Here is a 23,607-nt window from a genome sequence, read left to right on the forward strand (position 1 = left end):
AGTGGCTGATGTCAGCGACACCCGAGACCCCCACCGCAGCGACCGCCCGCGCCGGCGATGGAGACGTCCGCGAAATCGACACCGGAACCCCGCCCTCGCGGTTCGCCCGCGGCTGGCACTGCCTCGGTCTGGTCGACGAATTCACCGACGGCAAGCCCCACTCGGTGGAGATCTTCGGCACCAAGCTGGTGGTCTGGGCCGACGACGAGGGCAACATCAACATCCTCGACGCCTTCTGCCGCCACATGGGTGGCGACCTCTCCCAGGGCAGCATCAAGGACGGGAACGTGGCGTGTCCCTTCCACGGCTGGCTGTGGAAGGGAAACGGCCGGTGTGCCGGGGTCCCCTACGCCAAGCGCAATCCGAAACTGGCGAAGACCCGCTCGTGGCCGACGACGATCCGCAACGGCCAGGTGTTCGTGTACAACGATCCCGAGGGCAACCCGCCGCCCGAGGAACACATCATTCCCGAACTCCATGAGGTCGGCAGCGACGAGTGGACCGGCTGGACCTGGAACCGCATCGTCATCGAGGGCTCCAACTGCCGCGAGATCATAGACAACGTCGTGGACATGGCGCACTTCTTCTACGTGCACTACGCGCTCCCGGACTACTTCAAGAACGTCTTCGAGGGCGAGATCGCCGCGCAGTACATGAATTCCCACGGACGCCCCGACGTCACGCTGGGCACCAACTACGGCGACAGCCGGCTGGAATCCATTGCGGCGTACTACGGTCCGTCCTACATGCTGAACCCGATGGTGCAGTACTACGGCGAGTACGCGGTGGAGACCATCCTCACCAACTGCCACTACCCGATCGACGAGAACTCCTTCGTCCTCATGTACGGCGTGATGGGCAAGATCCCCGAGGGCCTCAGCCGTGAGCAGGGCGAGCGGATGGTCCAGAAGATCACCAAGGGCGTCGAGGTCGGCTTCCTCCAGGACGTTGCGATCTGGAAGAACAAGACCCGCATCGACAATCCGCTCCTCGTGGAGGAGGACGGCCCGGTCTACCAGCTGCGTCGCTGGTACGAGCAGTTCTACGTCGACAAGGCCGATGTCACCGACGAGATGACGCAGCGCTTCGAGTACGAGATCGACACCGCCAAGGCGCTGGAGAGCTGGGGCATCGAGGTGCAGGAGAATCTGCGGCGCCAGCAGGAAGAGGCCCAGCAGGACGACACGCAGCAGGCCGGCTCGGAGAAAGCGGAGGTCTGAGCGTGACCCGGGCGGCCGAACACGCACAGAGCGGCTGGGCAAAGGCTCCCGACTTCCATGCCGATCCCGCTCGGCTGGCGGCGGTCCACGCGGCCACCGAGCGGGACCGCAGCCACTACCTGCAGGGCGGGATGCGGGAGATCGAATGCCGCACCTGTCATGCCCACGTCCTGGTCAAGAAGACGAGCCCGCACCACACCAGCGTGCAGTGGAACGACGATGCACGAGCGCGGTGCATGGGTCTGGAACCCTCCGCCAACGGCCGGGCGCTCCTGCCCGGCTCGATGATGCCGACCTGCGCCCGATTGTCGGCGAGTATCGATCACGCAGTGGCCGAGGGCATCATCCCGTCGGAATCCCCGGAAACGGACCCCGACGGATACTGGTGATCGACGCGGGGTAGCCGGAAGGCGGCATCGCCCACCAGGGACTATGCCGAAAGCTTGACAGTGTGTGGCTCACATACGCCAGTCTGAATGCATGACGAGCCACCGACGGCGCCGCGCGGCCGGGGTGCTGTGTGCCGCGACCATCGTGTTCACCGGCGCGCTGACCGCCCCCGCGGCGATCGCCGACACCGGCTCGGCGGGCAGTAGCTCGAACGGCGGATCGAGCGGTTCCAGCGGGTCGGTCGAGATCTATCTGCCCGTACCGACCCCGGCCGGGCTTGCCGCGCTCTCCGCGGCGACGACCCAGATCGGCAAACCCTACAAGTGGGGCGGAGTCGGACCGAATTCCTGGGACTGCTCGGGTCTGGTCCGCTGGGCCTTCGCCACCACCGGCATCCACCTGCCCCGCACCAGCCAGCAACAGCAGCATTCCGGCAAGGCCATCCCCATGTCGGCACTCGCTCCCGGCGACCTCATCGTCTTCCGGCAGGCGGCCGACCACATCGGCATCTACGCCGGATTCGGTCAGGTCTTCAACGCCTACGGCCCGAACGGTGTGCCCATCGGTTTCACGCCGCTCTCGACGATGCCGTCGGTCAAGACGATTCGGCGACTCGGGTAGACCACACGGTCATTCCCGCGGCACCGACGATCAGCACCGCGATCACCAGCGAACCGATCACACCCCACCCCGGATCCAGCTGCGGCGCCGACGCCGACAGTGCTTCGGTGACGGCATCGTCGAACAGATGCGACGGCAGCGACGACCAGACCACGACGGACCAGACGGCCGCGCACACTCCGCCCAGACCGGCGATCACCGCCGCCGCGATCCGGAACTCCGCACGCCACCACGCCACGGCACCGGCGATCAGGATGATCAGGGCGAGAGCGATCAGCAGGAGCCCGGGCCGTCCGGTGTGATCCTGCAGGAAGGCCACCTCGTCGCGGCTCCCCCCGTCGATCGATACCTTGCCGGTGCCGCTGATCGTCGGCCGCCAGCCCTCCGTACCGTGCCCCCACGGGGCGAACGTCAAGGCCGCCAGGACCATTGCGCCGACGACCAGTCCGATGGCCCAGCGCTGGGGCGAGATCCGCATGACCACCACCCTGCCATGAACTCCGATCGTGCGAAGCCCTGCGGTGAGGACCTCCAATCCAGCATGCCGCAACCACACCCGCCTGGTCTCCGTGTGATGGTCGAGTAGGCCGCGAGCGCAGCGAGCCGCCGTATCGAGGCCGTAATCTCAACGAATGAATCAGGCGCTGAGCGGCCGTCTTAACACCCGGTCCCACAGCAGCCGCGCCGACGCGGACAGCGCCGCGGGTCTGATCATGTCCCGGCCGAGCAGCGCCGCCGCCGACGTCTTGGTGCGCGCCGACGCCTTGGAGGTGTGACCTTCGTCGACCGGGGGTTGCGGATCGTATTCGATGAGGAGTTGGATGGCCTTCGCCTTGGCCTCACCGTCAATCTGCGCCGCCAGCCACAGAGCGAGATCAATGCCCGCGGACACTCCGGCCGCCGTCACCACATCGCCTTCGTTGACGATGCGACGATCCGCGACCGGCGTGACACCGAAGGTCCGCAACGCGGGCAGGGCCGCCCAATGCGTGGTGGCCGATCGCCCGGTGAGCAGACCCGCGGCCGCCAGAATCACCGACCCGGTGCACACCGACGCCGTCCAGCCGGCCTTCGGGTGGACGCGCCGCAGCCAGTCGAGCAGCCGGTCGTCGCGGGCCGCGGCCATGCAGCCGGGGCCGCCCGGCACGAGAACCAGGTCGGGAGAAGGGGTTTCGTCGAAGGTGTGCGTTGCTCCGACGTACAGCACGCCGGAGTCGGCGGGTACCGGACCCACCTCATGCCAGACGAAACGGACCTCCGCCCCGGACAGATTACGCAGCACCTCGTAGGGCCCGATGAAGTCGAGCGCGGTGAACTGCGGATAGACGACGATGGCGATCTGCATGGCATGCCCCGATCTGTTGGTTGATGTGTGCCGATGTCAGGCGAAGGTCTTGCGATAATGGTCCGGCGATACGCCGACACGACGAACGAAGTTGCGCCGCAACGTCTCCGACGATCCGAAACCGCATCGCACGGCGATCACCTCGACGGTGTCGTCGGTCTCCTCCAACTGCCTGCGCGCCGCGTCGACCCGGATACGTTCCACGTAGGTGCCGGGTGCGATGCCGACCTCGTCGGTGAACAGCCGGGAGAAATGTCGCGGGCTCATCGCCGCCCGCGCGGCGAGCGATGCGATGTCATGGCATTCGCCGGGCCGGGTGTCGATCCATTCCTGGACTTCGCGGATCGGTGCGCGTTTGGCACGTGGCATCCACACCGGCGGCGCGAACTGCGTCTGCCCGCCCGGGCGGCGCAGATACAGAACCAGCCATCGCGCGACCGTCTGTGCCACCTCGGTGCCGTGGTCGTCCTCCACCAGCGCGAGTGCGAGGTCGATGCCCGCGGTCACCCCGGCCGAGGTCCAGACCGTGTCCGAGCTGCGCACGAAGATCGGATCGGAATTGACCTGTACCAGCGGATAGGTTTCGGCCAGCAGGTCGGCCCACGCCCAATGGGTCGTCGCCGGGCAGTTGTCGAGCAGGCCGGCCTCGGCCGCCAGAAATGCGCCGGTACACACGGTGACGACCCGCCGGGCGTTGCCCGACGCACGCCGCAGCCACGTCGTGAGATCCGTGGAGGCGCAGGCCGCCTGCACCCCGAATCCACCCGGGATCAGGATCGTGTCGATGTCACCGTCGGGTTCCGGAAGGACGTCGGCGACCAGTCGCAGTCCCGAATTGGTGGTGACCGGGTCACCCGCCGCGCAGGCCAGTGACACCGTGTAGCCCCCGCCCGCCCCCGTGGCCGCGAGATACTGTGTGGCACCGGCGAATACGTCCGCGGGACCGGTGATGTCAAGCGCCTGCGCATCCGGGTATCCGACAACGACGACCCGCCGCACCGTCCCACTGTCCTGTTGCACAGGTTCAGTCTGTCGCGATCATCTCATGTCGTCCATGACACGGACCCCACAGATTCGGACATGCACGTCCGGGCATCGGTCGCGGCCCGTGGGACCGGCCTGCTGAAAACATCGCCGTGACGGGTCACAAAGGGCAATATGCCCTCGGAGCCTGCTGAGGGCGATGTTTTCAGCAGCCGGACGAGTTGCCGCGATCGCTCACCCCGCCGACGGCCAGAACGGGTCGCGGCCGGCGAGGCCGACAAGTCGCTGAAGGAGAGGTGCATCGTCGGGTACGGGTACGACCGGCCCGAACATGCCGTCTCGTTCGGACTGCGGTTGTGCCGGGTGATGCAGGTCGAAGACGGCCTGCAGTGCCGGTTCGCCGACGGTGTAGTCGACGCCGATCGAGCGGGAGACGTCCCAGCCGTGCAGCACCAGTTCGCTGAGTGCCACGGTGCCCATGATCGTGGCCGGCGCGGTGACACCGCCCGCCTGGGTGTCGCCCTCCCAGGCATCCGGTTGTGCCCACGCGTCCCGAAGTTCGGCGAGGTTCATCCGGAGACGTCCACGCCAGCCGTCGGGCAACGTCGACGCGGACGGGTCGGGCGGGGTGTCGGTCAGTGCGCCGGTGTCTTTCCGCGCGGCCGCCGTGAACGCCTCGCAGAGTCCGATCACGTGGCCGTACATCGTCGCGAGATCCATATCCGGGCACGGCGTGGGCCTGGACAGGTCGTCGTCGCCGGTCCGGTCGGCGAGCGTGTTCAGGTTGTCCACCGCGTTCGAGAATTCATCTGTGTACATCGAAACCTCCTCCTGTGGTGGTGCAGACTCGACACAGGATGGCGATTCATCGGTCGGCCACCGATGAATCCCGCGTCCGGGCACAGTCCGTACTTCCGTCAGGACCCACACCGTTCGAAGGGATTCGCCATGCCCGACTATCACGCCCTCACCGGGGCACCCGTTTGGTTTGATCTGATGAGTTCGGATGCCGATCGCGCAGCCGACTTCTATGGCCAACTGTTCGGTTGGACCGCGTCGGAGGGCACGGAGGAGTTCGGTGGCTATCGCAACTTCTCGGTCAACGGCAAGGTCGTCGCCGGACTGATGCCTGCCACCGGCGACGCCGCCGACGGGCCGGGCGATGCCTGGACCGTCTACTTCAAGGTCGATGACGCGGATGCGGCCGTCGAGGCAGCCAAAGAGGCGGGCGGTCAGGTGTTCGCCCCGCCGATGCCGGTGGGCGATCTCGGCGTGATGGCCATCCTGTCGGACCCGGCGGGTGCGATGTACGGAATCTGGCAGCCCGGAACACACCCCGGTTTCACCGAGCGCGGCACCCACGGCACCCCGTACTGGTTCGACGAGATGAGCATGAACTATCCGGCATCGACCGAGTTCTACACGAAGTCGCTGGGCTGGCAACTCGAGGAGATCGGCACCGGTGGCGACCCCGATGCCGTTGGGCCCGACCGGTATTCGCAAGTGACGGTCGGTGAGGGCGACACCCGCGAAGGAGTCGCGGGCATCATGGCCGCCGCGGGCTTGTTCGGCGACCATCATCCCTCCTTCTGGCAGGTGTACATCACCGTCGACGATGTTGCCGCGACGGCGGCGAAGGCCGCGGAACTCGGCGGCACGATTCTCCAACCGGGTGAGGTCACGCCGTTCGGCACCCTCGGCGCGATCAAGGACCCGATGGGCGCCGCCATCTGTATCGCCACACCCCCGGCCGACAGGTAGGCCCAGCTCGATTCCGCGGAGTCGTCGTTGCGGCACAAGTGAACCGCTGGCACGGTGGGAGCATGACGACTCCCGCGGAATGGGCACACGGCGCGGCCGGATGGGTGGAGAATGAACGCTATTTCGACGCGATCTTCACACCGATCACCGCAGCCATCATCAAGGCCGCGGACATCCCACCGGGGCAACGGGTGCTGGACGTCGGCTGCGGGTCGGGCACCCTCCTCGCCGCCGTCGCCGAGGCCGGTGCCGATCCGGTCGGCATCGACATCTCGCCCGACATGGTCGACCGTGCCCGGGAGCGCGTTCCGTCGGCGACCGTGATTCTCGGCGACGCCGCAACCACCAACGTGGCAGGCGAGGCGCCGGGACGGCCCTTCGACCGGGTGATCTCGCGGTTCGGGGTCATGTTCTTCGACGACCCGACCGCGGCGTTCACCAGGATCGCCGACGCCACCGCAGACGGCGGTCGACTGGCGTTCGCCTGCTGGCGTGACGCGAGCGAGAACCCGATCTTCACGCTCGGCACCGAGATCCTTCGCGCCCGGCTCGGCGAGCCGCCCGTGGAGGCCGCGCCGGGTGCACCGGGCCCGACCGCCTTCGCCGATCCGGAACGGCTGACAGCGATTCTGGACGCGGCGGGCTGGAGCACCATCGGCATCGACCCGCTCGACACGGTGTGCGACTACGCGATCGACGACGGCAGCGACGGTGTGGCCGAACGGATGTTCATCATGCTGGCCACCACCACCGGGCGACGTGCCGCCGCCGAACTCCGCCCGCGCATCGGCGAGGACGGCTGGCAAGCCCTACTCGACGATGTGCGAGACGACCTTCGCACGCACCTCGTCGACGGCCGACTCCGTCACCCGGCCGCCTGCTGGCTGGTGACGGCGCAACGCTGAACGCGGACGTCACACACCCGCGTTGGCGTCGGCCTTCTTCTTCAGTTCGAGCGCGATGTCGATGAGCTGATCCTCCTGGCCGCCGACGAGCTTGCGTGCGCCCGCCTCGAGGAGGATGTCGGCGGCCGAGACGCCGTACTTCTCCGCGTGGCCTTCGGCGTGCTTGAGGAACGAGCTGTAGCAGCCTGCGTAGCCCATCATCATGGCCGGCCGGTCGACCAGGCATTCCGACGGCATCGCCGGGCGGACGACATCCTGTGCGGCATCGGCGATCTTCATGAAGTCGATACCGGTGGTGATGTCGAGTTTGTCGCACACACCGACGAACGCCTCGACCGGCGTATTACCCGCGCCCGCACCGAAGCGCCGCACCGAACCGTCGATCTGCTGAGCCCCGGCACGCACGGCCGCAATGGAATTCGCGACCGCGATGTCCAGGTTCTCATGACCGTGGAAACCGATCTGGGCGTCGTCGCCGAGTTCGGCGCGCAGCGCGGAGACGCGATCGGACACCTGCTCGAGAACCAGCGCACCGGCCGAGTCGACGACGTAGACGCACTGACATCCGGCGTCGGCCATGATGCGGGCCTGCTTCGCGAGCACCTCGGGCGGCTGGCTGTGGCTCATCATCAGGAAGCCGACGGTCTCCAGTCCGAGTTCGCGGGCCAGGCCGAAGTGCTGGATCGACACGTCGGCCTCGGTGCAGTGGGTGGCGATCCGGCAGATCTGCCCACCGTTGTCCTGCGCGGCGCGGATGTCGTCCTTGGTGCCGAGTCCGGGCAGCATCAGGAACGCGATCTTCGCCTGCTTCGCGGTCTCGACAGCGGCTTTGATCAGTTGCTGCTCCGGTGTTTTGGAGAATCCGTAATTGAACGACGATCCGCCGAGGCCGTCGCCGTGCGTCACCTCGATGACCGGAACACCCGCGCCGTCGAGTGCGGCGACGATGTCGCGCACCTCCTGCTCGGTGAACTGGTGACGCTTGTGGTGGCTGCCGTCCCGCAACGACGAGTCGGTGACCCGGATGTCGAGGGTGTCGGAGAACTTGCGCGCGTTCGCCATCACGTCGTTGCTCATGCCGAGACTCCCAGCTTCTGCTTGGCGATTTCTTCGCCGACCTTGGTGGCGGCGGCGGTCATGATGTCGAGGTTGCCCGCGTACGGCGGCAAGAAGTCGCCCGCACCTTCGACCTCGACGAAGATCGAGACCCGTGCGTAGCCACCGTTGATGACGCTCGGTGCGTCGAACTGCGGATCCTGCAGCAACCGGTAGCCGGGCACGTAACTCTGGATTTCCTTCTCACGCTTGTGGATCGCCTCCGAGATGGCATCGGTGTCGGCATCGGCGGGGATGGCGCAGAAGATGGTGTCGCGCATGATCATCGGCGGGTCGGCCGGATTCAGGATGATGATCGCCTTGCCCTTGTCGGCGCCACCGATCGTCTCGACGCCCTTCGACGTCGTGCGCGTGAACTCATCGATGTTGGCGCGGGTACCGGGACCGGCGGACTCCGACGACACCGATGCGACGATCTCCGCGTACGGCACGGGCACGACCGACGACACCGCGTGCACCATCGGAATGGTCGCCTGACCACCGCAGGTGATCATGTTGGTGTTCGGTGCGTCGAGATGTTCGCGCAGATTCGCCGGCGGCACCACGGCCGGACCGACAGCGGCCGGAGTGAGGTCGATGGCGACGATGCCCGCCTCCTCGTACTTCGGCGCGTATTCGCGGTGCACGTAGGCCGACGTCGCCTCGAAGATCATGTCGGGTTTCTCCGACGACGCGAGCAGTTCATCGGCGCCGCCACTCATGGTGATGAGCCCGTGATCGGCGGCCCGCTTCATGCCCTCGGAATCGGCGTCGATGCCGACCATCCATCGCGGGACGATCACATCGGAACGTTCCAGCTTGTACATCAGGTCGGTGCCGATGTTGCCCGACCCGATGATCGCTGCGGTCAGCTTGGCTGCCACGGCGCCTCCTCTACTCGTGATACTCGATGTCGTGAAAGTCATTGTTAATCAGGTGAAGTCGAGCGTGACGGACCCGAGGCCCTCGAACTCGGCGACGAAATGGTCACCCGATGCGATGTCGAACGCCTTGGTTGCGGTACCGGGCAGGATGACGTCGCCCTTGCGGAGCTGCACACCGAAATTGCCGACCGTGCGCGCCAGGAAAAACACCGAGTTCAGCGGATTGCCCAGTACCTCGGACGAATTGCCCTTCGCGACGACCTCACCGTTGCGTTCGAGCGTGGCATCGATATCACCCACGTCGAGGTCGGCAATCGCGACCCGTTCCTTGCCCAGAATCCAGCCGCACGACGACGCGTTGTCGGCGATGGTGTCGGGGAGCGTGATCTTCCAGTCCTTGATCCGCGAATCGATCAACTCGATCGACGGCACCACCCACTCGATGGCGGCGATGACGTCGTCGTTGGTGCATCCCTCCGGCGGCAGATCGGCACCGAGGACGAACCCCACCTCGACCTCGACCCGCGGGAAACACAGCTTCGAGGTATCGATGGGCCGATCCTCGAAGTACTGCATCTCGTCGAGCAGATGCCCGTAGTCCGGCTCGTCGACATTCATCATCTTCTGCATGGCCGCCGACGCCAGCCCCACCTTGTGGCCGACGATCGTCGCGCCCGCCGCCAGCCGCTTACGGATGTTGATCAGCTGGATCTCATAGGCGTCGACGACGTCGAGGTCATGCGAATCGCTGGGACGGTCGATCGCCGACGCAGTCGCCTCCGCCTGCCACAGGTCGGCTGCGATCTGCTCGCGAATCGCCTGGTCAACCGCCACTTCTACCTCGCTCCAGTCAGGGTGAACGTGTTCTAGTTTAGAGCACCCGAGCTCAATACGACACTTTCAGTCCAGTCTTGTCGCTTACGCGGCAATCGCCCAGAGCATGCCCACTGAGCGGGACGTCGGACTCCTTGTGACATGGCGGCACGGCAGCATCGCCTGCGCCACACCCTGGCATACTGTTTCTGAAACGTGTTCTAATTCATCCAGAGCACGGCTATCCAGTGGCGAAAACTGAAGGGGCTTCGATGTCCGGCGCAACCGAACCAACCGAACAGACAACAGACGAGACCTACGACGTCGTCGTCGTGGGTGCCGGCGCGGCCGGGCTGAGCGCGGCCATCACGGCCGCGGCGAGCGGCCTGAAGACCGTCCTCATCGAGAAGTCCGAGTACTGGGGCGGCTCGACGTCGCGCTCCGGCGGCGGCGTGTGGATCCCGAACAACTCGGTCCTCAAGCGCGACGGCGTGCGGGACACCCCGGAGAAGGCGCGTGAGTACGTGCACGCGATCGTCGGTGAGCACGCCTCGCCCGAGCGCATCGACGCCTACATCGACCGCGGCCCGGAGGCGCTGGACTTCCTGATGAAGCACTCCCCGCTGAATCTGGAGTGGGTGAAGAACTACTCCGATTACTACCCCGAGGCGCCCGGCGGTCGCGCCGCCGGACGATCCGTGGAGCCCAAGCCGTTCGACGCCCGCAAACTCGGCGACGACCTGAAGACGCTGCATCCGGCCTACACCAAGGCGCCACTGAACATGGTTGTGCTGCAGTCGGATTATCGCTGGCTCAATACCGGCATGCGCCACTGGCGCGGCCCGGCGAAGATGGCCAAGGTCGCCACCCGATTCTTCTGGGGGCGCACGCGCGGCAAGAAGAACATCGCGATGGGTGCCGCGCTGGCCGCCGAACTCCTGCTCGGTGTCCGTGAGCTCGGCGTCCCGGTGCGCCTGAACACCCCGCTGGTCGATCTACTCACCGAGAACGGCGGGGTCGTCGGTGTGCTCGCCGAACACGACGGGAAGACCTTCCCGATCCGTGCCCGGCACGGCGTGATCCTCGGCTGCGGCGGCTTCGAGCACAACGCGGAGATGCGCGCCAAGTATCAGCGCGCACCGATCGGCACCGAATGGACCACGGGCGCACCGTCGAACACCGGTGACGGCATCAATGCGGCACTCAAGGTCGGTGCGGGCGTCTCGCTGATGGACGACGCGTGGTGGGGTCCGACGATCCCGATGCCGCGCGGACCGTGGTTCGCGCTGTCGGAGCGTTCGGTGCCGGGCACCTTCATCATCAACGAGCGCGGACAGCGCTTCATGAACGAATCCCTCCCGTATGTCGAAGCGGTACACCAGATGTACGGCGGCGAATTCGGTCAGGGAGAGGGGCCGGGCGAGAACGTGCCCGGCTGGCTGATCTTCGACCAGACCTGCCGCAACCGCTATCTGTTCGCGGGAATCAATGCGCGCCAACCGCTTCCGAAGAAGTGGCTGGAGTCCGGTGTGGTCGTCAAGGCCGGCAGCATCCGTGAGCTGGCCGAGAAGATCGGTGTACCCGCCGATGCCCTGGTCGAGACCACCGAACGCTTCAACGGCTTCGCCCGCACCGGCGTGGACGCCGATTTCCATCGCGGCGAGAGCAGCTACGACCACTACTACGGCGACATCACCAATAAGCCGAACCCGAGCCTCGGCACGCTCGAGAAGGCGCCGTTCTACGCGGTCAAGATGGTGCCGGGCGACCTCGGCACCAAGGGCGGCATCGACACCGACGCCGCGGGCCGTGCACTGCGTCCCGACGGATCGGTCATCGAGGGCCTCTACGCCTCCGGCAACACCAGCGCACCGGTGATGGGCCACACCTATGCCGGTCCCGGCGCGACCATCGGACCCGCGATGGTCTTCGGCTATCTCGCCGCACTGGATGCCGCCTCGAAGGCCAAAGCGGCACCCGCCCGGTCCACGTCGAACCCGTCCAACTCGAACGCAGGAGCCTGACACCGTGCCCATCGATCCCGCAATCGCGGTCGGCGCCGAACTGCCGCCGGTCAGCTTTTCCTGGACCGCCTCCGATGTCGCGCTCTACAACCTCGCGGTGGGCGCGGCCGCCGATCCGATGGACACCATCGGCCTCGCTTACGTCGACGACGTCACGCCCAAGGTGCTGCCGTCCTTCGCCACGGTGGCCGCCTCCTTCCACGCGACCGAGCCACCGAAGGTCTCCTTCCCGGGAGTCGACATCGACCTGGCGAAGGTGGTGCACGGCAGCCAGCAGGTGACCGCGGCCCGTCCGTTGCCCGCGTCCGGTTCGGCGACCAGCCGTACGGTGATCGCCGAGGTGCAGGACAAGGGTTCGGCCGCGGTGATCATCCAGGAGAAGACGACCACCGACGACGCGACCGGCGAGGTCCTGTGGACGGAGCGATCGTCGATCTTCGCCAAGGGCGAGGGCGGATTCGGTGGCGAGCGCGGCTCGTCGGCGAAGGTCGCCTACCCGGACCGCGCACCCGATCACCGGTTGAGCGTGCCGACGCTGCCGCAGCAGGCACTGCTGTATCGGCTCTGCGGTGACCGCAACCCGCTGCACTCGGATCCGGCTTTCGCCGAGGCGGCGGGATTCCCGCGGCCGATCCTGCACGGGCTGTGCACCTACGGTTCGGTGTGCCGCGCCGTCACCGACGGAGTGCTGGGTGGCGATGTCGCACGCGTGCACGACTTCTCGGCCACCTTCGCCGGCATCGTCTTCCCGGGCGAGACCCTCGACGTGAGCGTCTGGGAGGACGGCGATCAGTTGCTGATCACCGCGGCGGTGGCCGATCGTGACGGTGCACCGGCGCTGGGCAACGTCGTGCTCCGCACCACCTGATCCGAACCACCGGCAGCGACAAACGGTTCGGTGACAACAGGTTCGGGGACAAGCGGTTCGGGGATGGCCACTCGGCGGCGGAGACCACGGCAAGTAGGCTCGACGCCGTACTGTGCCGGTGGGTGTCCGCCGGCGTCCCCCGCATCTGATCGAGGAGTAAGCCATGAGCGAATCGCTGCACACCCTGTTGGCCCCGAACCGGCCCCAGCTGGTCTCCGACCTCGTCGGCGTGATCGACGCCGAGGTCGCCGATCAGAAGGGTCTCGGCGGTGCCGCCGTGAAGACGGCCTACAGCGCCGCACAGAAGGTGAAGCCGGGTGTCGTGGCCTCCGCGACCGACAAGATGCTGCCGGACTTCGTGAACGCGCTGGAACCGCTGTGGGCCTCGAAGCCCGCGGGTGTGGCCTTCGGCGACCACCTGGCCGCCAACAGCGACACGGCCGCCGAGTCGCTGCTCGCGGTCACCGACGCGCAGACCGAGGATGCCAAGCCCGCGTTGTCGAAGGCGTACGGCGCATTGCGCGGCAAGGCCAAGGGGTATGTGATCGCGGCGCTTCCGCGCGTGGGTGCCGCGTTCGAGAAGAACGCAGGCTAGTCCGACGGATGTCGTGCCCCGGCGATCGATGGATCGGCGGGGTGCGACGCCGGTATCAGGCGGCGGACGTGACGATGAGCAGCAGGCCGGCGACCATCGCGGCAAGGGCCGCGACCATCGTCAGCACTCGCCACACGTGGACGCGCGCGGGGGTGCATTCGGTGGATTGCGAAGAGGCGACCTGGGGTGAGGCCATGATCTCCCACTTTCATCGGTCCGGATCGTCGGCATCAGCACCGGCACTCCGGTTCTGTTACTGCAGTGATAAATGTTGCACATGTTGCGACGATTATCGCGTCGGACACACCGCGTGTCGTGGTCACGAGACGGCAACAGCTCGTCACATCCAGGAGGCGCCATGACCGAAACGGCCGGGACCATGAATACCACACCGCGCCCCCCGCGAACCCTGGGCGGGGTGGATCTCCGATCGATCTGGCTCATCGGTATCGCCTGTGCCGCAGTCAGCATGGTCGTCGCCGCGATGGCCGCGCTCAACACCGCGCTGCCCGGTATCGCGATCGACACGGGCGCCAGCTCGGCGCAGATGACCTGGATCATCGACGGTTACACCCTCGCACTCGCCGCACTGCTGCTGCCCGCGGGCGCCATCGGCGACCGTATCGGCCGGCGCGAGGTCCTCGTCGTCGGTCTCGTCCTGTTCGCGATCGCCTCCCTGCTACCGGTCTGGATCACCGACCCCACCCAGCTCATCGCGACCCGTGCCTTCGCGGGTGCGGCCGCGGCACTCATCATGCCGACCACACTGTCCCTCATCACCTCCGGCGTCCCCGAGGACAAACGGGCGATCGGCGTGAGCATCTGGTCGGCGGTCGCCGGTGTCGGCGCCATCGCGGGCTTCCTGGTGACCGGCATCCTCCTCGAATTCTTCTCGTGGAAGTCGATTTTCATCACGTTCGCCGCGTCGGCCGCCGTCACCGCGATTCTGTGCGTCACCATCGGCACCTCCAAGGACAGCGCTCCCGGCCGCTTCGATTGGCTCGGTGCCGTCACCTCCGTGGCCGGTATCTTCGCGATCGTCTTCGGCCTGCTGGAGGCCCCGCATCGCGGCTGGGCGGATCCCGTGGTCCTCGTGTGCCTGATCGGCGGACTGGCACTGGTGGCCACCTTCTGCGCCATCGAAATCCGCAGGGCCAACCCGCTCCTCGACGTCCGGCTGTTCACCAACCGCGCCTTCGGTTCCGGCGCACTGGCGGTGTCGCTCCAGTTCTTCGGGTCGTTCGCGGTGTTCTACCTCTTCCTCCAGCATCTGCAGCTGATCTTCGGCTTCTCGCCGCTGCAATCGGCGTTCGCTCTCATGCCGATGGTGGCGGGTGTCGGCGTCTTCGCGTTGATGGGCAACTGGCTGGCCGTGCGCTTCCACTCGCTGAAATTCGTGCTGTCCACCGGCATTCTGGTGGCCGGCATCGGGATCATCCTGCTCGGCACGGTCGACTACGACAGCTACTACCCGACCGGCGCGGGGCTGGTGGTCATCGTCGCCGTCGGCATCGGCCTGGCCACCGCACCGTCGACCACGGCGATCATGTCCAACACCCCGCTCGACAACCAGGGCATCGGGTCCGCCGTCAACGACACCGCACGTGAACTCGGTGCGGCCATCGGTGTCGCGCTGGCGGGCAGCATCGTCGCGGCGGGCTACTCGTCGCGGATCGGGGACACCGCCCGTGGCGTCGAAGAACAGATGCGGGCCGCCGGTCAGCAACGTCTGGAATCCGGTGACACCGTCGGCGGACAGCTGACCCTGCAGCAGGCCGATCAGGTCGGTGAGCACATCAGCCGCTCGCTCGCCGAGGCCACCGCCGTCGCCGAACGTCTCGCCGGACGGGCACCCGAACTCGCCGCGCGCGTCACGGCAGGCGCACGGGATGCGTTCCTGGAACCTGCTTTTCAGGCCTACGTCATCCTGGGATCGGTTCTGGTCGCGGGGGCGGCGCTGTTGGTCTGGCTGGCTCCCGGACGGGTCGTCGCGATCACCGAAGAGGAGGTCGACACCACCGAGAAGCCGGCCACCGACGTCCCGGACACACCCGGCACCCCGTCGTGACGACGCGTGCTGTCCGCCGATAGCGGCATCGGTGTCGCCGTCGCGCTGACGATCCTCGTCGTGGTCGTCGGCGGCACCATCGCCGTGCGACGACTGCCACCGGCCGTGTATGCCGTGCCCGCGGCACTGCTCCTCGTCGGACTGGGACTCGTCGGCCCGCGGGCGGCAGCCGACGAGATCCGTTTCATGGCACCGACGATCGGCTTCCTCGCGGCGATGCTGGTCGTCGCGGACGTGTGTGCCCGGACCGGGGTCTTCGAGTGGGTGGGCGCCGTGATCGCACGCTGGAGTCGCGCATCCCCGTATCGGTTGTTGCGCATCGTCTTCGCGGTGGCCGCGGTGACCACCGCGGTCCTCAGTCTGGACACCACGATCGTGTTGCTGACCCCCGTCGCGGTGGCGACGGCCCGGCGTGTCGGTGCGCGCGTGGCACCGGTGGGTTACGCGACCAACCATCTGGCCAACACGGCCTCCACGCTGTTGCCGGTGTCGAATCTGACCAATCTGCTGGCCTTCGGCGCGACCGGGTTGTCCTTCCTGGAGTTCACCGGCCTGATGACGGGACCGTGGCTGGCGGCAATCATCGTGGAATATCTGGTGTTTCGATGGTTCTTCGCCTCGACGCTGGCGATGCCGCCGATTCCGACGACCACCGATGGGCCACCGCCCGAGGCTCCGCAGGCACCGCGGGCCGTCCTCGTCATGCTGGCGCTTCTGCTGATCGCCTTCGTCGTGGCCGAACCACTCCATGTGCCGCTCGCCGCGGTGGCTGCCGTCGGTGCGGCGATCATGGTGGCGCCGTTGCTGTTCCGTTCTCCCGTCGACACCGTACGCCGCACGATCTCGGTGGTGAACCTGCCGTTCCTGACGTTCGTGGCCGCCCTGGGCGTCATCATCCTGCCCATTCGGCAGGGGCCGATCGGCACGGCCGTCGCCGACGTGATCCCGTCGGGCACCGGCTTTCTCGCGCTGCTCGGGGTGGCCGCGCTGGCAGCGCTCCTGGCGAATCTGCTGAACAACCTGCCCGCCACACTGCTGCTGGTACCGCTCGTGGCCCATCAACCGGGCCTGGTGCTGGCGGTGCTCCTCGGCGTCAACATCGGCCCCAACCTGGCACATTTCGGTTCGCTGGCGAACCTGCTGTGGCGGGAGGTCATGCACCGTCAGCAGTCGGCGACCCCGTCACGCCAGTACCTGCTCCTGGGTGCACTCACCGTGCCGCCGACACTGCTGGTGGCGGTCACGGCGCTGTGGTTGGTGCTGTGACCTCGATACGCGGGGATCTCGATACGCGGGCTCGCTGCGCTCGCACGCTACTCGGTCAGCGATATGTCGCGCCCGGACCTCCCAGGCACTCGATCAGCTATATGCCGCGCGCCCAGCCTATCAACGCCTCTCTTGGATGCTGATCGAGTAGCGCGAGGCGCCAGCCGAGCGCGTATCGAGATCCCGGCCACCAATCAGGAAGCAGCGCCGGCGGTTTCGGCCGCACCGGCGGCCGCTTCCTTGGCCCAGCGATAGTCCGCCTTGCCTGCCGGGGTGCGCTTGACCTCGTCCACGAACACGATGGTGCGCGGCACCTTGTAGCCGGCCAGCGACTCGCGTGCGAAGGCCTGCACCTCCTCGACGGAGGGCTCGGACTCGCCCTCGGCCACCGAGATCACCGCACCGACGCCCTGGCCGTACTTCGGGTCGGGTACCGGGACGACGAGTGCATCGGCGATCGCGGGATGCGCGTGCAGCACGGCCTCGACCTCCTCGGCGAACACCTTCTCGCCGCCGGTGTTGATGCACTGCGATCCGCGTCCGAGGAACACGATGGTGCCGTCGGCCTCGACGGTGCCCATGTCGCCCAGCACCGAGACGCGCCGGCCGTCCGGGAGTGTCGGGAAGGTGCGGGCCGACTTCTCCTCGTCCTTGTAATAGCCCAGCGGCACATTGCCGATGCGGGCGATGTAGCCGATCTCGCCGCTGCCCGGCTGGATCTGGTTGAGGCTTTCGTCGACGACCATCATCTTGTCGGTCGGCGGCACCCGGAGGTGTCCGCTCTCGTCCATCACGATCTCGCCGTCGTTGCCGGACTCGGACGCACCGAAGTTGTCGCGCAGCAACAGATCTTCCTTGACGCCGAGGAACCGGTCGCGGCAGTGCTGCGACCAGATGGCACCGCCGGAGGTCACCGAGAACAGCGACGACAGGTCGACCTCACCCTTGCGCTTCTCGAACTCCTCGACCAGCGGCAGTCCCATCGCGTCGCCGACGATCAGGATGAGCTGCACCTGATTGGCTTCCACACTGGAGACGATGGCCTCGGGATTGAAGTCGCGTTCGATGACCAGTCGACCGCCGAGGGTGAAGAAGGTGAACAGCGAATACGAGGCGGCGCCGTGCATGAGCGGCGCGGCGAGCAGGAAGGACATCGACGGGAAATCCTTGACCGCGGTGGAGATCTCCTCGAGATCCTTCCGTGCCTCGCCGTAGGGATTGCCACCTGACAGCGGCTTGCGGAAGAAGTCGTCGTGCTGCCACATGACGCCCTTGGGGTATCCGGTGGTGCCGCCGGTGTACAGCAGGTACAGCTCTTCGCCGGTGCGCGGCTCGAAGTCGCGTCCCGCGGGTTTGTCCGCGAAGCCGGCGAAGGGGACGACGTCGACGGTCCGACCGTCCGGCAGCGACCGTGCCGCCTCGGTCAGTTCGTCGACGACGTCACCGATCACGAAAACGGTTCGGACCGTGGGTACCTCGGCGAGCAGCCGGGCCACACTGCGCTGATGTTCGGGCAGTTCGACGATGATCGCGCGGGAGTCGGAGTTGTCGAAGATGTACTGCAACTCGGGATTCGTGTACCGGTAATTGATGTTGACCGGCACCGCGCGGATCTTCAGCAATCCGAGCAGGCTCGTCACGTGCTCGACACTGTTCTTGAGGAACAGGGAGACATTGTCGAAGGCACCGATCCCGGCATCACGCAGCAGATGCGCCACCTGGTTGGCGAGCCCGTCGAGCTCGGCGTAGCTGATCGCCTGCCCACCGTAGTTGAGGGCGATACGCTCCGGCACCGAGTCGGCAACCGTCTCGAACACGTCGGCCAGATTGAACTTCATGTGCGCTTCCTTTTGTGTGCCTTGATATTCCGGTACATCAGGGGGTCAGCGGGTGAGAACGAGTCCGCTGGTGGGCACACCGGTGCCCGCGGTGACGACGACCTTCTCGGCGTCGTCGACCTGGTTGACCGACGTGCCGCGCAGCTGCCGCACGGCCTCGGCGATGCCGTTCATCCCGTGGATGTAGGCCTCACCGAGTTGTCCCCCGTGGGTGTTGAGCGGGAGCCGTCCGCCGACTTCGAGCGCGCCGGGCTCACGGACGAAGTCCTTCGCCTCACCGCGCCCACAGAACCCCAATTCTTCCAGCTGGATCAGGGTGTAGGGAGTGAAATGGTCATAAAGGACAGCCATATCCATGTCGTCGGGCCGGAGGCCGGATTGTTCCCACAACTGCCGCCCCACGAGCCCCATCTCCGGCAGGGTCGCGAGGTCGTCGCGGTAGTAGCTCGTCATGATGAACTGATCGGGACCGCTGCCGGCCGCCGCGCCCGCGATCACCGCCGGACGCTGCGCGAGATCCCGCGCCCGCTCCGCGGAGACCACCACGATGGCCACGCCGCCGTCGGATTCCTGGCAGCAGTCGAGCAGATGCAGCGGCTCGGCGATGTAGCGCGACTTCTGATGATCCTCGAGAGTGATCGGCTTGCCCTCGAAGAACGCATTCGGGTTCACGGCCGCATGTTTCCGGTCGACCACCGCGATGCGTCCGAAATCCTCACTGGTGGCGCCGAAGTCGTGCATGTACCGCTGGGCGACCATCGCGACGAAGGCCGCCGGCGTGGACAGTCCGTGCGGATACGAGAAGGCGTTGTCGGTACCCGACGAGTTCTCCTGATTCGCCACCGCCGAGTTCACCTGGCCGAAGCGGAGTCCCGAACGCTCGTTGAACGCGCGGTACGCGACGACCACATCGGCGACACCGGTGGCCACCGCCATCGCGGCCTGCTGCACGGTGGCGCAGGCCGCGCCGCCACCGTAGTGGATGCGGGAGAAGAACTTCAGCTCCGGGATACCGACGGCACGGGCCACCGCGATCTCGGCATTGGTGTCCATGGTGAAGCTCACGAGACCGTCGACGTCGGCCGCGGTCAGACCCGCGTCGGCGAGTGCAGCGTTGACCGCCTCGGCGGCCAGCCGCAGCTCACTGCGACCGGAGTCCTTGGAGAATTCGGTGGCGCCGATACCGGCGATCGCAGTCTGCCCGGAAAGAGTCATCGGCCTGCCTCCTGATCCGATTCGCCGAAGGTCAGCGTCACGGTCGAGATCACATGTTTGCCAAGGGAATTCGACCCCGTCACCGAGATGGTGACGACGCCGTCGGTCACGTCGGTCACCTCGCCGGCGAAGGTCACCGAATCGTAGGCGTACCAGGGCACGCCGAGTTTCAGCGCGATCGAGCGGATACGGGCCGTGGGGCCCGCCCAGTCGGTGACGAACCGTTCGACCAGTCCGGTGTCGGTGAGGATGTTGACGAAGATGTCCTTGGAGCCCTTGGCCTGCGCCAGATCCCGGTCGTGATGCACGTCTTGGAAGTCCCGGGTGGCGAGGGCGGAGGCCACCACGAAGGTCGGGGTGGCGTCGATCGTCAGGCCGGGCAGCTGATCGCCGACGGCGGCCGTCACAGCACTGGTCATGACTGCTCTTCCCTACTCTGCTCGTCGGTGCTCGGTGCGGCCGGGCGCCATGCGTAGAGCGACCACGCAGCGGCACCGGTGTCCGGATCGTCGGCGAAATCGAGGAACTGGACCTCCACGGGCAGGCCGATGCGCACCTGGGCGGGATCGATGTCGCGGAGCTCGCCGAGCATCCGCACACCTTCGTCGAGTTCGACGAGGGCGACCACGAACGGCAACTGCCGTCCGGGCACCTTCGGCGCGTGGTGCACCACGTAGCTGAACACCGTTCCGCGGCCGCTGGACACCACGTAGTCGGTGATCGGCACGGTGCCGTCGGACTCCCGTTCCTTCCAGATCGCGGGGATCGGCGGATGCCGGAGCGAACCGTCCTCGACCTGCTGGATGCGCAGTTCGTGTGCGGCGACGCCGTCCCAGAAGAACGCCGTGTCCCGCGACGCGGACGGCTTCAGCATCCGGGAGGGATCGAGATCGTCGGGAACGCCGGAACCGCCTGCCGCAGCCGGCTTCTCGTCCGCGTTCGGCGGCCGGAACTTGAGGATGCGGAAGGACATCTCGGCGACCACCTCGTCACCCACCGACCACACGTTACGGGTGGTGAAGAACCAGCCCTCCCCCAACGCCGTCGTCTTCGGGCCCACCACGTCGATGAGCTCGGCGGAGAGGGTGACCTCCTCGCCGGGCCGTGTGTAGCGGTGATAGACCGTGTCGCAGTTGGTCGCGACGACCGAGGTGTAGCCGGCCTCATCGAACAGTTCGGTGGCGCGGCCCAGCGGATCGTCGGCGGTGCGGGCGCCGTGCAGACCGCGCATCGTCCACACCTGCGCCATCGCCGGCGGCGCCACGATGCCCTGGTGTCCGGCGGCGCGGGCCGCGTCGTCGTCGACATAAATCGGGTTCGCATCGCCCATCGCCTCGATCCAGTTGTGGATCATCGGCTGATTGATCGGGTCCCGTCCACGGACGGGTGCGCTGGGCCCGTCGGCCTTGATCGCCTCCGCCCCGGCGAGGATCTGCTCCGGTGTGCTCATCGCTTGGCCCTCGGCAATCCCAGTCCCGCGGTACCGATCATGTCGCGCATGACCTCGTTCACCCCACCGCCGAAGGTGATGACGACGTTGCGCTTCTGCTGCACGTCGAGCCAGTCGACGAGAGCCGCGGTCTCCGGATCGGTGAAATCGCCGTAGCGGCCGACGATCTCGTTGATCAGGCGACACACATGCTGGAGCCGTTCGGTGGCGAACACCTTGGTGGCCGCGGCATCCGCCATCGAGATCGCCTCACCCGTGGAGGCGACCTGCCAGTTGAGGAGTTCGTTGATGCGCGCATACGCGTCGATCTCGGCCAGTGCGCGGCGTACGTCGGGCTGTGTCGCGATGACCGTGGCGTCCGGGCCGGGGCGCTGTGCCCAGTCCCGGACACGGGCCGCGAGTCCGTCGATGCGTCCGGCCGGGCCGAGCATGACGCGTTCGTGGTTGAGCTGCGTGGTGATGAGCTTCCAGCCATCACCCTCCTCGCCGACACGCATGGACACGGGAACCCGGACGTCGTTGTAGTACGTGGCGTTCACGTGATGGGCGCCGTCGGCGGTGATGATCGGCGTCCAGCTGAAACCCGGATCGGAGGTGTCGACGATGAGGATGGAGATGCCCTTGTGCTTCGGTGCATCCTTGTCGGTGCGGACGGCCAGCCAGATGTAGTCGGCGTCGTGGCCGCCGGTGGTGAAGATCTTCTGTCCGTTGACCACATAGTGATCGCCGTCGAGGACCGCCGAGGTCGTCAACGACGCCAGGTCGGTGCCGGCCTCGGGCTCGGTGTAGCCGATCGCGAAGTGAACTTCGCCTGCGAGGATGGCGGGCAGGAATTTCTTCTTCTGCTCGTCGGTGCCGTGGACCTGCAGGGTCGGGCCGACGGTCTGCAGTGTCACCGACGGCAGCGGCACGTCCGCGCGCACGGCCTCGTTGGTGAAGATCTGTTGTTCGATGTCACCGAAACCCTTGCCGCCGTACTCCTTCGGCCAGCCGACACCGAGCCATCCGTCGGTGCCCATCTGACGGATCACCTTGCGGTAGGTCTCGCCGTGGCGTTCGGTGAGCATGGTCTCGACGTCCGCCGGGCTCACCAGTTCGGCGAAGTACTGCCGGAGTTCGTCGCGTAGCGCCCGCTGCTCGGGCGTCAGATCAATGAACATGTGCGCCCTGCGCTTTCGGGTCGAGACGCGAGTCGGTGCCGTCGGCGATCTCGTCGAGGCGCGCGTTAGCGCCGCCGACCAGCCGGGCCAGATCCTTGGTGATCGAGAAGTAGCGGTGCAGCGGATAGGTCACATCCACGCCGATGCCGCCGTGCAGATGCGTCATCGTCCGGGTGGTCGCGGGCACCTCGGCGGCCATCCAGTAGGTGGCGATGTCGAGATCCTGTGTGGCATCGAGGCCTTCGGCCAGACGCCACGCGGCCGCGGTGGTCGCGAGGTCCAGCGAGCGCCCCACCACGTAGATGTCCGCGAGCTGTTGGCCGACGGCCTGGAACAGCGCGATGGGTTTGCCGAACTGTTCCCGCTTGCTCACGTGACCGGCGGTCAGCTCCGTGGCTCCGGCCACCAGACCGTCGGTGTACGCCGCCAGGACGAGCCGGTAGAGGTCCCGCATCCGGGAGTCCTCGATGACGTCCACGGAATCCACTGCCACACCGTCGAATTCGACGGTGTACTCACCCCAGCCGGTCGACGACGGCGTTCGGGTGACGGTCACTCCGGATGCGTCGGGTGCCACGAAGACCGTCCCCCGGTCGGTGCTCACGAGCAGGGCCGAGGCGCCGTCCGCGTGCAGCACGCCGGATTTCGTGCCGGTGAGGATGCCGTCGGCCAGGCTGGTACGCGGGGTCGCGGTGAGCGCGTCGCCGGGCTCTCCCAGTGCGATCGCATGCCAGGCGCCGTCCGCGAGAGTCGCTCCCCACCGGTCGCGCGTCGCATCCGGCGCGGCGGCCAGTACGAGTGACGACACCAGGGTGCCCGGGGCCGGGGTGACCGAGGCGTCCTTGCCCAGCGCCCGGAGCAGGGGCAGTAGTCCGAGTACGTCGACGTCGTCGCCGCCGAGGTCGGACGGCAGGGGCAGCGCGACGAGACCCGCGTCGGTCAGCGACCGCCACAGCGCCTCGTCGAACGCCCCCGGCCCGGCGGTCCCGGCACCGCGGTGACCGAACTTCGACGCCCAGTCCGGTTGATGCCGGACGAATACCTCCGCGGCCGCGTCCCGAACCGCGATCGCCGTGTCATCGAGGGCAAAATCCACCCTGCCGCC

Annotated in this window: 24 protein-coding genes; 10 read left to right on the top strand and 14 right to left on the bottom strand. The window is 67.0% G+C overall.

All coding sequences use genetic code 11. The features are described 5' to 3' along the window. Positions 1-8: 8 nt before the first annotated feature. The 3 genes from AC4JJG_RS03580 (at position 9) to AC4JJG_RS03590 (ending at position 2,231) form a co-directional block, all read left to right on the top strand. Positions 9-1,220, top strand: a complete 1,212-nt coding sequence (locus tag AC4JJG_RS03580; protein WP_495398902.1) for a 3-ketosteroid-9-alpha-monooxygenase, oxygenase component — start codon at positions 9-11, stop codon at positions 1,218-1,220. Between the two features lie 2 nt (positions 1,221-1,222). Continuing rightward, a complete protein-coding gene (locus AC4JJG_RS03585) occupies positions 1,223-1,609 on the top strand; it encodes a hypothetical protein (protein WP_495398901.1) in 387 nt (128 codons plus the stop codon). Positions 1,610-1,700: 91 nt separating this feature from the next. Then, positions 1,701-2,231: a C40 family peptidase gene (locus AC4JJG_RS03590; protein WP_495398900.1), complete on the top strand. Its 531-nt coding sequence runs from the start codon at positions 1,701-1,703 to the stop codon at positions 2,229-2,231. Here AC4JJG_RS03590 and AC4JJG_RS03595 read toward each other — a convergent pair. From AC4JJG_RS03595 to AC4JJG_RS03610, 4 genes are all read right to left on the bottom strand, one after another. Then, complete coding sequence (locus AC4JJG_RS03595) at positions 2,206-2,709, bottom strand: hypothetical protein (protein WP_495398899.1); 504 nt, start codon at positions 2,707-2,709, stop codon at positions 2,206-2,208. The genes AC4JJG_RS03590 and AC4JJG_RS03595 overlap by 26 nt on opposite strands. A gap of 159 nt (positions 2,710-2,868) precedes the next feature. Beyond that, a complete protein-coding gene (locus AC4JJG_RS03600; protein WP_495398898.1) occupies positions 2,869-3,576 on the bottom strand; it encodes a DJ-1/PfpI family protein in 708 nt (235 codons plus the stop codon). A gap of 36 nt (positions 3,577-3,612) precedes the next feature. Beyond that, on the bottom strand, positions 3,613-4,596 hold the full coding sequence (locus tag AC4JJG_RS03605) for a GlxA family transcriptional regulator (RefSeq protein ID WP_495398897.1): 984 nt from the start codon (positions 4,594-4,596) through the stop codon (positions 3,613-3,615). A 198-nt stretch (positions 4,597-4,794) separates the two neighbouring features. Then, positions 4,795-5,379 (bottom strand): TIGR03086 family metal-binding protein, encoded by a 585-nt coding sequence (locus tag AC4JJG_RS03610; protein WP_495398896.1) that lies wholly within the window; start codon positions 5,377-5,379, stop codon positions 4,795-4,797. Between the two features lie 129 nt (positions 5,380-5,508). On the opposite strand from AC4JJG_RS03610, the gene AC4JJG_RS03615 reads away from it, so the two are divergent. Together AC4JJG_RS03615 and AC4JJG_RS03620 are read left to right on the top strand one after the other, a co-directional pair. Beyond that, entirely contained in the window at positions 5,509-6,321 is an 813-nt protein-coding gene (locus AC4JJG_RS03615) for a VOC family protein (protein ID WP_495398895.1), read from the top strand. 62 nt (positions 6,322-6,383) lie between these two features. Next, the gene (locus AC4JJG_RS03620; RefSeq protein ID WP_495398894.1) at positions 6,384-7,226 is read left to right on the top strand and encodes a class I SAM-dependent methyltransferase; all 843 of its coding nucleotides are present in this window, start codon (positions 6,384-6,386) and stop codon (positions 7,224-7,226) included. A gap of 9 nt (positions 7,227-7,235) precedes the next feature. Here the strand turns inward: AC4JJG_RS03620 and dmpG are convergent, their stop codons facing one another. From dmpG to AC4JJG_RS03635, 3 genes are read right to left on the bottom strand one after another with little or no spacing between them, the layout of a single operon-like run. Then, a complete protein-coding gene (dmpG, locus tag AC4JJG_RS03625) occupies positions 7,236-8,303 on the bottom strand; it encodes a 4-hydroxy-2-oxovalerate aldolase (protein WP_495398893.1) in 1,068 nt (355 codons plus the stop codon). Continuing rightward, entirely contained in the window at positions 8,300-9,205 is a 906-nt protein-coding gene (locus AC4JJG_RS03630) for an acetaldehyde dehydrogenase (acetylating) (protein ID WP_495398892.1), read from the bottom strand. The genes dmpG and AC4JJG_RS03630 overlap by 4 nt, the downstream gene beginning before the upstream one ends. 48 nt (positions 9,206-9,253) lie before the next feature. Continuing rightward, positions 9,254-10,039: a 2-keto-4-pentenoate hydratase gene (locus AC4JJG_RS03635; protein ID WP_495398891.1), complete on the bottom strand. Its 786-nt coding sequence runs from the start codon at positions 10,037-10,039 to the stop codon at positions 9,254-9,256. A gap of 251 nt (positions 10,040-10,290) precedes the next feature. On the opposite strand from AC4JJG_RS03635, the gene kstD reads away from it, so the two are divergent. From kstD to AC4JJG_RS03650, 3 genes are all read left to right on the top strand, one after another. Then, complete coding sequence (gene kstD, locus AC4JJG_RS03640) at positions 10,291-12,042, top strand: 3-oxosteroid 1-dehydrogenase (RefSeq protein WP_495398890.1); 1,752 nt, start codon at positions 10,291-10,293, stop codon at positions 12,040-12,042. 4 nt (positions 12,043-12,046) lie between these two features. Further along, on the top strand, positions 12,047-12,910 hold the full coding sequence (locus AC4JJG_RS03645) for a MaoC/PaaZ C-terminal domain-containing protein (RefSeq protein WP_495398889.1): 864 nt from the start codon (positions 12,047-12,049) through the stop codon (positions 12,908-12,910). Between the two features lie 163 nt (positions 12,911-13,073). Further along, entirely contained in the window at positions 13,074-13,505 is a 432-nt protein-coding gene (locus AC4JJG_RS03650) for a DUF6918 family protein (protein ID WP_495398888.1), read from the top strand. Between the two features lie 55 nt (positions 13,506-13,560). On the opposite strand, the gene AC4JJG_RS03655 is transcribed toward AC4JJG_RS03650, so the two are convergent. Next, the gene (locus AC4JJG_RS03655) at positions 13,561-13,701 is read right to left on the bottom strand and encodes a hypothetical protein (RefSeq protein ID WP_495398887.1); all 141 of its coding nucleotides are present in this window, start codon (positions 13,699-13,701) and stop codon (positions 13,561-13,563) included. Between the two features lie 162 nt (positions 13,702-13,863). Here AC4JJG_RS03655 and AC4JJG_RS03660 point away from each other — a divergent pair, with 162 nt between their 5' ends. Both AC4JJG_RS03660 and AC4JJG_RS03665 read left to right on the top strand, forming a co-directional pair. Further along, the gene (locus AC4JJG_RS03660; RefSeq protein ID WP_495398886.1) at positions 13,864-15,573 is read left to right on the top strand and encodes an MFS transporter; all 1,710 of its coding nucleotides are present in this window, start codon (positions 13,864-13,866) and stop codon (positions 15,571-15,573) included. Positions 15,574-15,579: 6 nt separating this feature from the next. Then, the gene (locus AC4JJG_RS03665; protein ID WP_495398885.1) at positions 15,580-16,839 is read left to right on the top strand and encodes an SLC13 family permease; all 1,260 of its coding nucleotides are present in this window, start codon (positions 15,580-15,582) and stop codon (positions 16,837-16,839) included. 194 nt (positions 16,840-17,033) lie between these two features. Here the strand turns inward: AC4JJG_RS03665 and AC4JJG_RS03670 are convergent, their stop codons facing one another. Genes AC4JJG_RS03670 through AC4JJG_RS03695 form a run of 6 tightly spaced genes read right to left on the bottom strand, consistent with a single transcriptional unit; the run spans position 17,034 to position 23,598 of the window. Next, positions 17,034-18,677 carry an AMP-binding protein gene (locus tag AC4JJG_RS03670; RefSeq protein WP_495398884.1) on the bottom strand — a complete coding sequence of 548 codons (1,644 nt, stop codon included), beginning with the start codon at positions 18,675-18,677 and terminating at the stop codon, positions 17,034-17,036. A 45-nt stretch (positions 18,678-18,722) separates the two neighbouring features. After that, positions 18,723-19,892 carry a lipid-transfer protein gene (locus AC4JJG_RS03675; RefSeq protein WP_495398883.1) on the bottom strand — a complete coding sequence of 390 codons (1,170 nt, stop codon included), beginning with the start codon at positions 19,890-19,892 and terminating at the stop codon, positions 18,723-18,725. Next, entirely contained in the window at positions 19,889-20,311 is a 423-nt protein-coding gene (locus tag AC4JJG_RS03680; RefSeq protein ID WP_495398882.1) for a MaoC family dehydratase, read from the bottom strand. Before AC4JJG_RS03680 ends, AC4JJG_RS03675 begins: the two co-directional genes overlap by 4 nt. Then, entirely contained in the window at positions 20,308-21,342 is a 1,035-nt protein-coding gene (locus AC4JJG_RS03685; RefSeq protein WP_495398881.1) for a bifunctional MaoC family dehydratase N-terminal/OB-fold nucleic acid binding domain-containing protein, read from the bottom strand. The genes AC4JJG_RS03680 and AC4JJG_RS03685 overlap by 4 nt, the downstream gene beginning before the upstream one ends. Beyond that, positions 21,339-22,502 carry an acyl-CoA dehydrogenase family protein gene (locus AC4JJG_RS03690; protein WP_495398880.1) on the bottom strand — a complete coding sequence of 388 codons (1,164 nt, stop codon included), beginning with the start codon at positions 22,500-22,502 and terminating at the stop codon, positions 21,339-21,341. Before AC4JJG_RS03690 ends, AC4JJG_RS03685 begins: the two co-directional genes overlap by 4 nt. Then, positions 22,492-23,598 carry an acyl-CoA dehydrogenase family protein gene (locus AC4JJG_RS03695; RefSeq protein WP_495398879.1) on the bottom strand — a complete coding sequence of 369 codons (1,107 nt, stop codon included), beginning with the start codon at positions 23,596-23,598 and terminating at the stop codon, positions 22,492-22,494. The genes AC4JJG_RS03690 and AC4JJG_RS03695 overlap by 11 nt, the downstream gene beginning before the upstream one ends. Positions 23,599-23,607: the final 9 nt, after the last annotated feature.

The sequence above is a fragment of the Gordonia sp. B8661-1 genome (assembly GCF_059427765.1).

Coding starts and splice junctions, on each gene's coding strand:
- kstD (WP_495398890.1), top strand. CDS start 10,291: ATGTCCGGCGCAACCGAACCAACCGAACAGACAACAGACGAGACCTAC.
- AC4JJG_RS03610 (WP_495398896.1), bottom strand. CDS start 5,379: ATGTACACAGATGAATTCTCGAACGCGGTGGACAACCTGAACACGCTC.
- AC4JJG_RS03655 (WP_495398887.1), bottom strand. CDS start 13,701: ATGGCCTCACCCCAGGTCGCCTCTTCGCAATCCACCGAATGCACCCCC.
- AC4JJG_RS03675 (WP_495398883.1), bottom strand. CDS start 19,892: ATGACTCTTTCCGGGCAGACTGCGATCGCCGGTATCGGCGCCACCGAA.
- AC4JJG_RS03690 (WP_495398880.1), bottom strand. CDS start 22,502: ATGTTCATTGATCTGACGCCCGAGCAGCGGGCGCTACGCGACGAACTC.
- dmpG (WP_495398893.1), bottom strand. CDS start 8,303: ATGAGCAACGACGTGATGGCGAACGCGCGCAAGTTCTCCGACACCCTC.
- AC4JJG_RS03650 (WP_495398888.1), top strand. CDS start 13,074: ATGAGCGAATCGCTGCACACCCTGTTGGCCCCGAACCGGCCCCAGCTG.
- AC4JJG_RS03595 (WP_495398899.1), bottom strand. CDS start 2,709: ATGCGGATCTCGCCCCAGCGCTGGGCCATCGGACTGGTCGTCGGCGCA.
- AC4JJG_RS03590 (WP_495398900.1), top strand. CDS start 1,701: ATGACGAGCCACCGACGGCGCCGCGCGGCCGGGGTGCTGTGTGCCGCG.
- AC4JJG_RS03685 (WP_495398881.1), bottom strand. CDS start 21,342: ATGAGCACACCGGAGCAGATCCTCGCCGGGGCGGAGGCGATCAAGGCC.
- AC4JJG_RS03580 (WP_495398902.1), top strand. CDS start 9: ATGTCAGCGACACCCGAGACCCCCACCGCAGCGACCGCCCGCGCCGGC.
- AC4JJG_RS03680 (WP_495398882.1), bottom strand. CDS start 20,311: ATGACCAGTGCTGTGACGGCCGCCGTCGGCGATCAGCTGCCCGGCCTG.
- AC4JJG_RS03660 (WP_495398886.1), top strand. CDS start 13,864: ATGACCGAAACGGCCGGGACCATGAATACCACACCGCGCCCCCCGCGA.
- AC4JJG_RS03620 (WP_495398894.1), top strand. CDS start 6,384: ATGACGACTCCCGCGGAATGGGCACACGGCGCGGCCGGATGGGTGGAG.
- AC4JJG_RS03670 (WP_495398884.1), bottom strand. CDS start 18,677: ATGAAGTTCAATCTGGCCGACGTGTTCGAGACGGTTGCCGACTCGGTG.
- AC4JJG_RS03600 (WP_495398898.1), bottom strand. CDS start 3,576: ATGCAGATCGCCATCGTCGTCTATCCGCAGTTCACCGCGCTCGACTTC.
- AC4JJG_RS03615 (WP_495398895.1), top strand. CDS start 5,509: ATGCCCGACTATCACGCCCTCACCGGGGCACCCGTTTGGTTTGATCTG.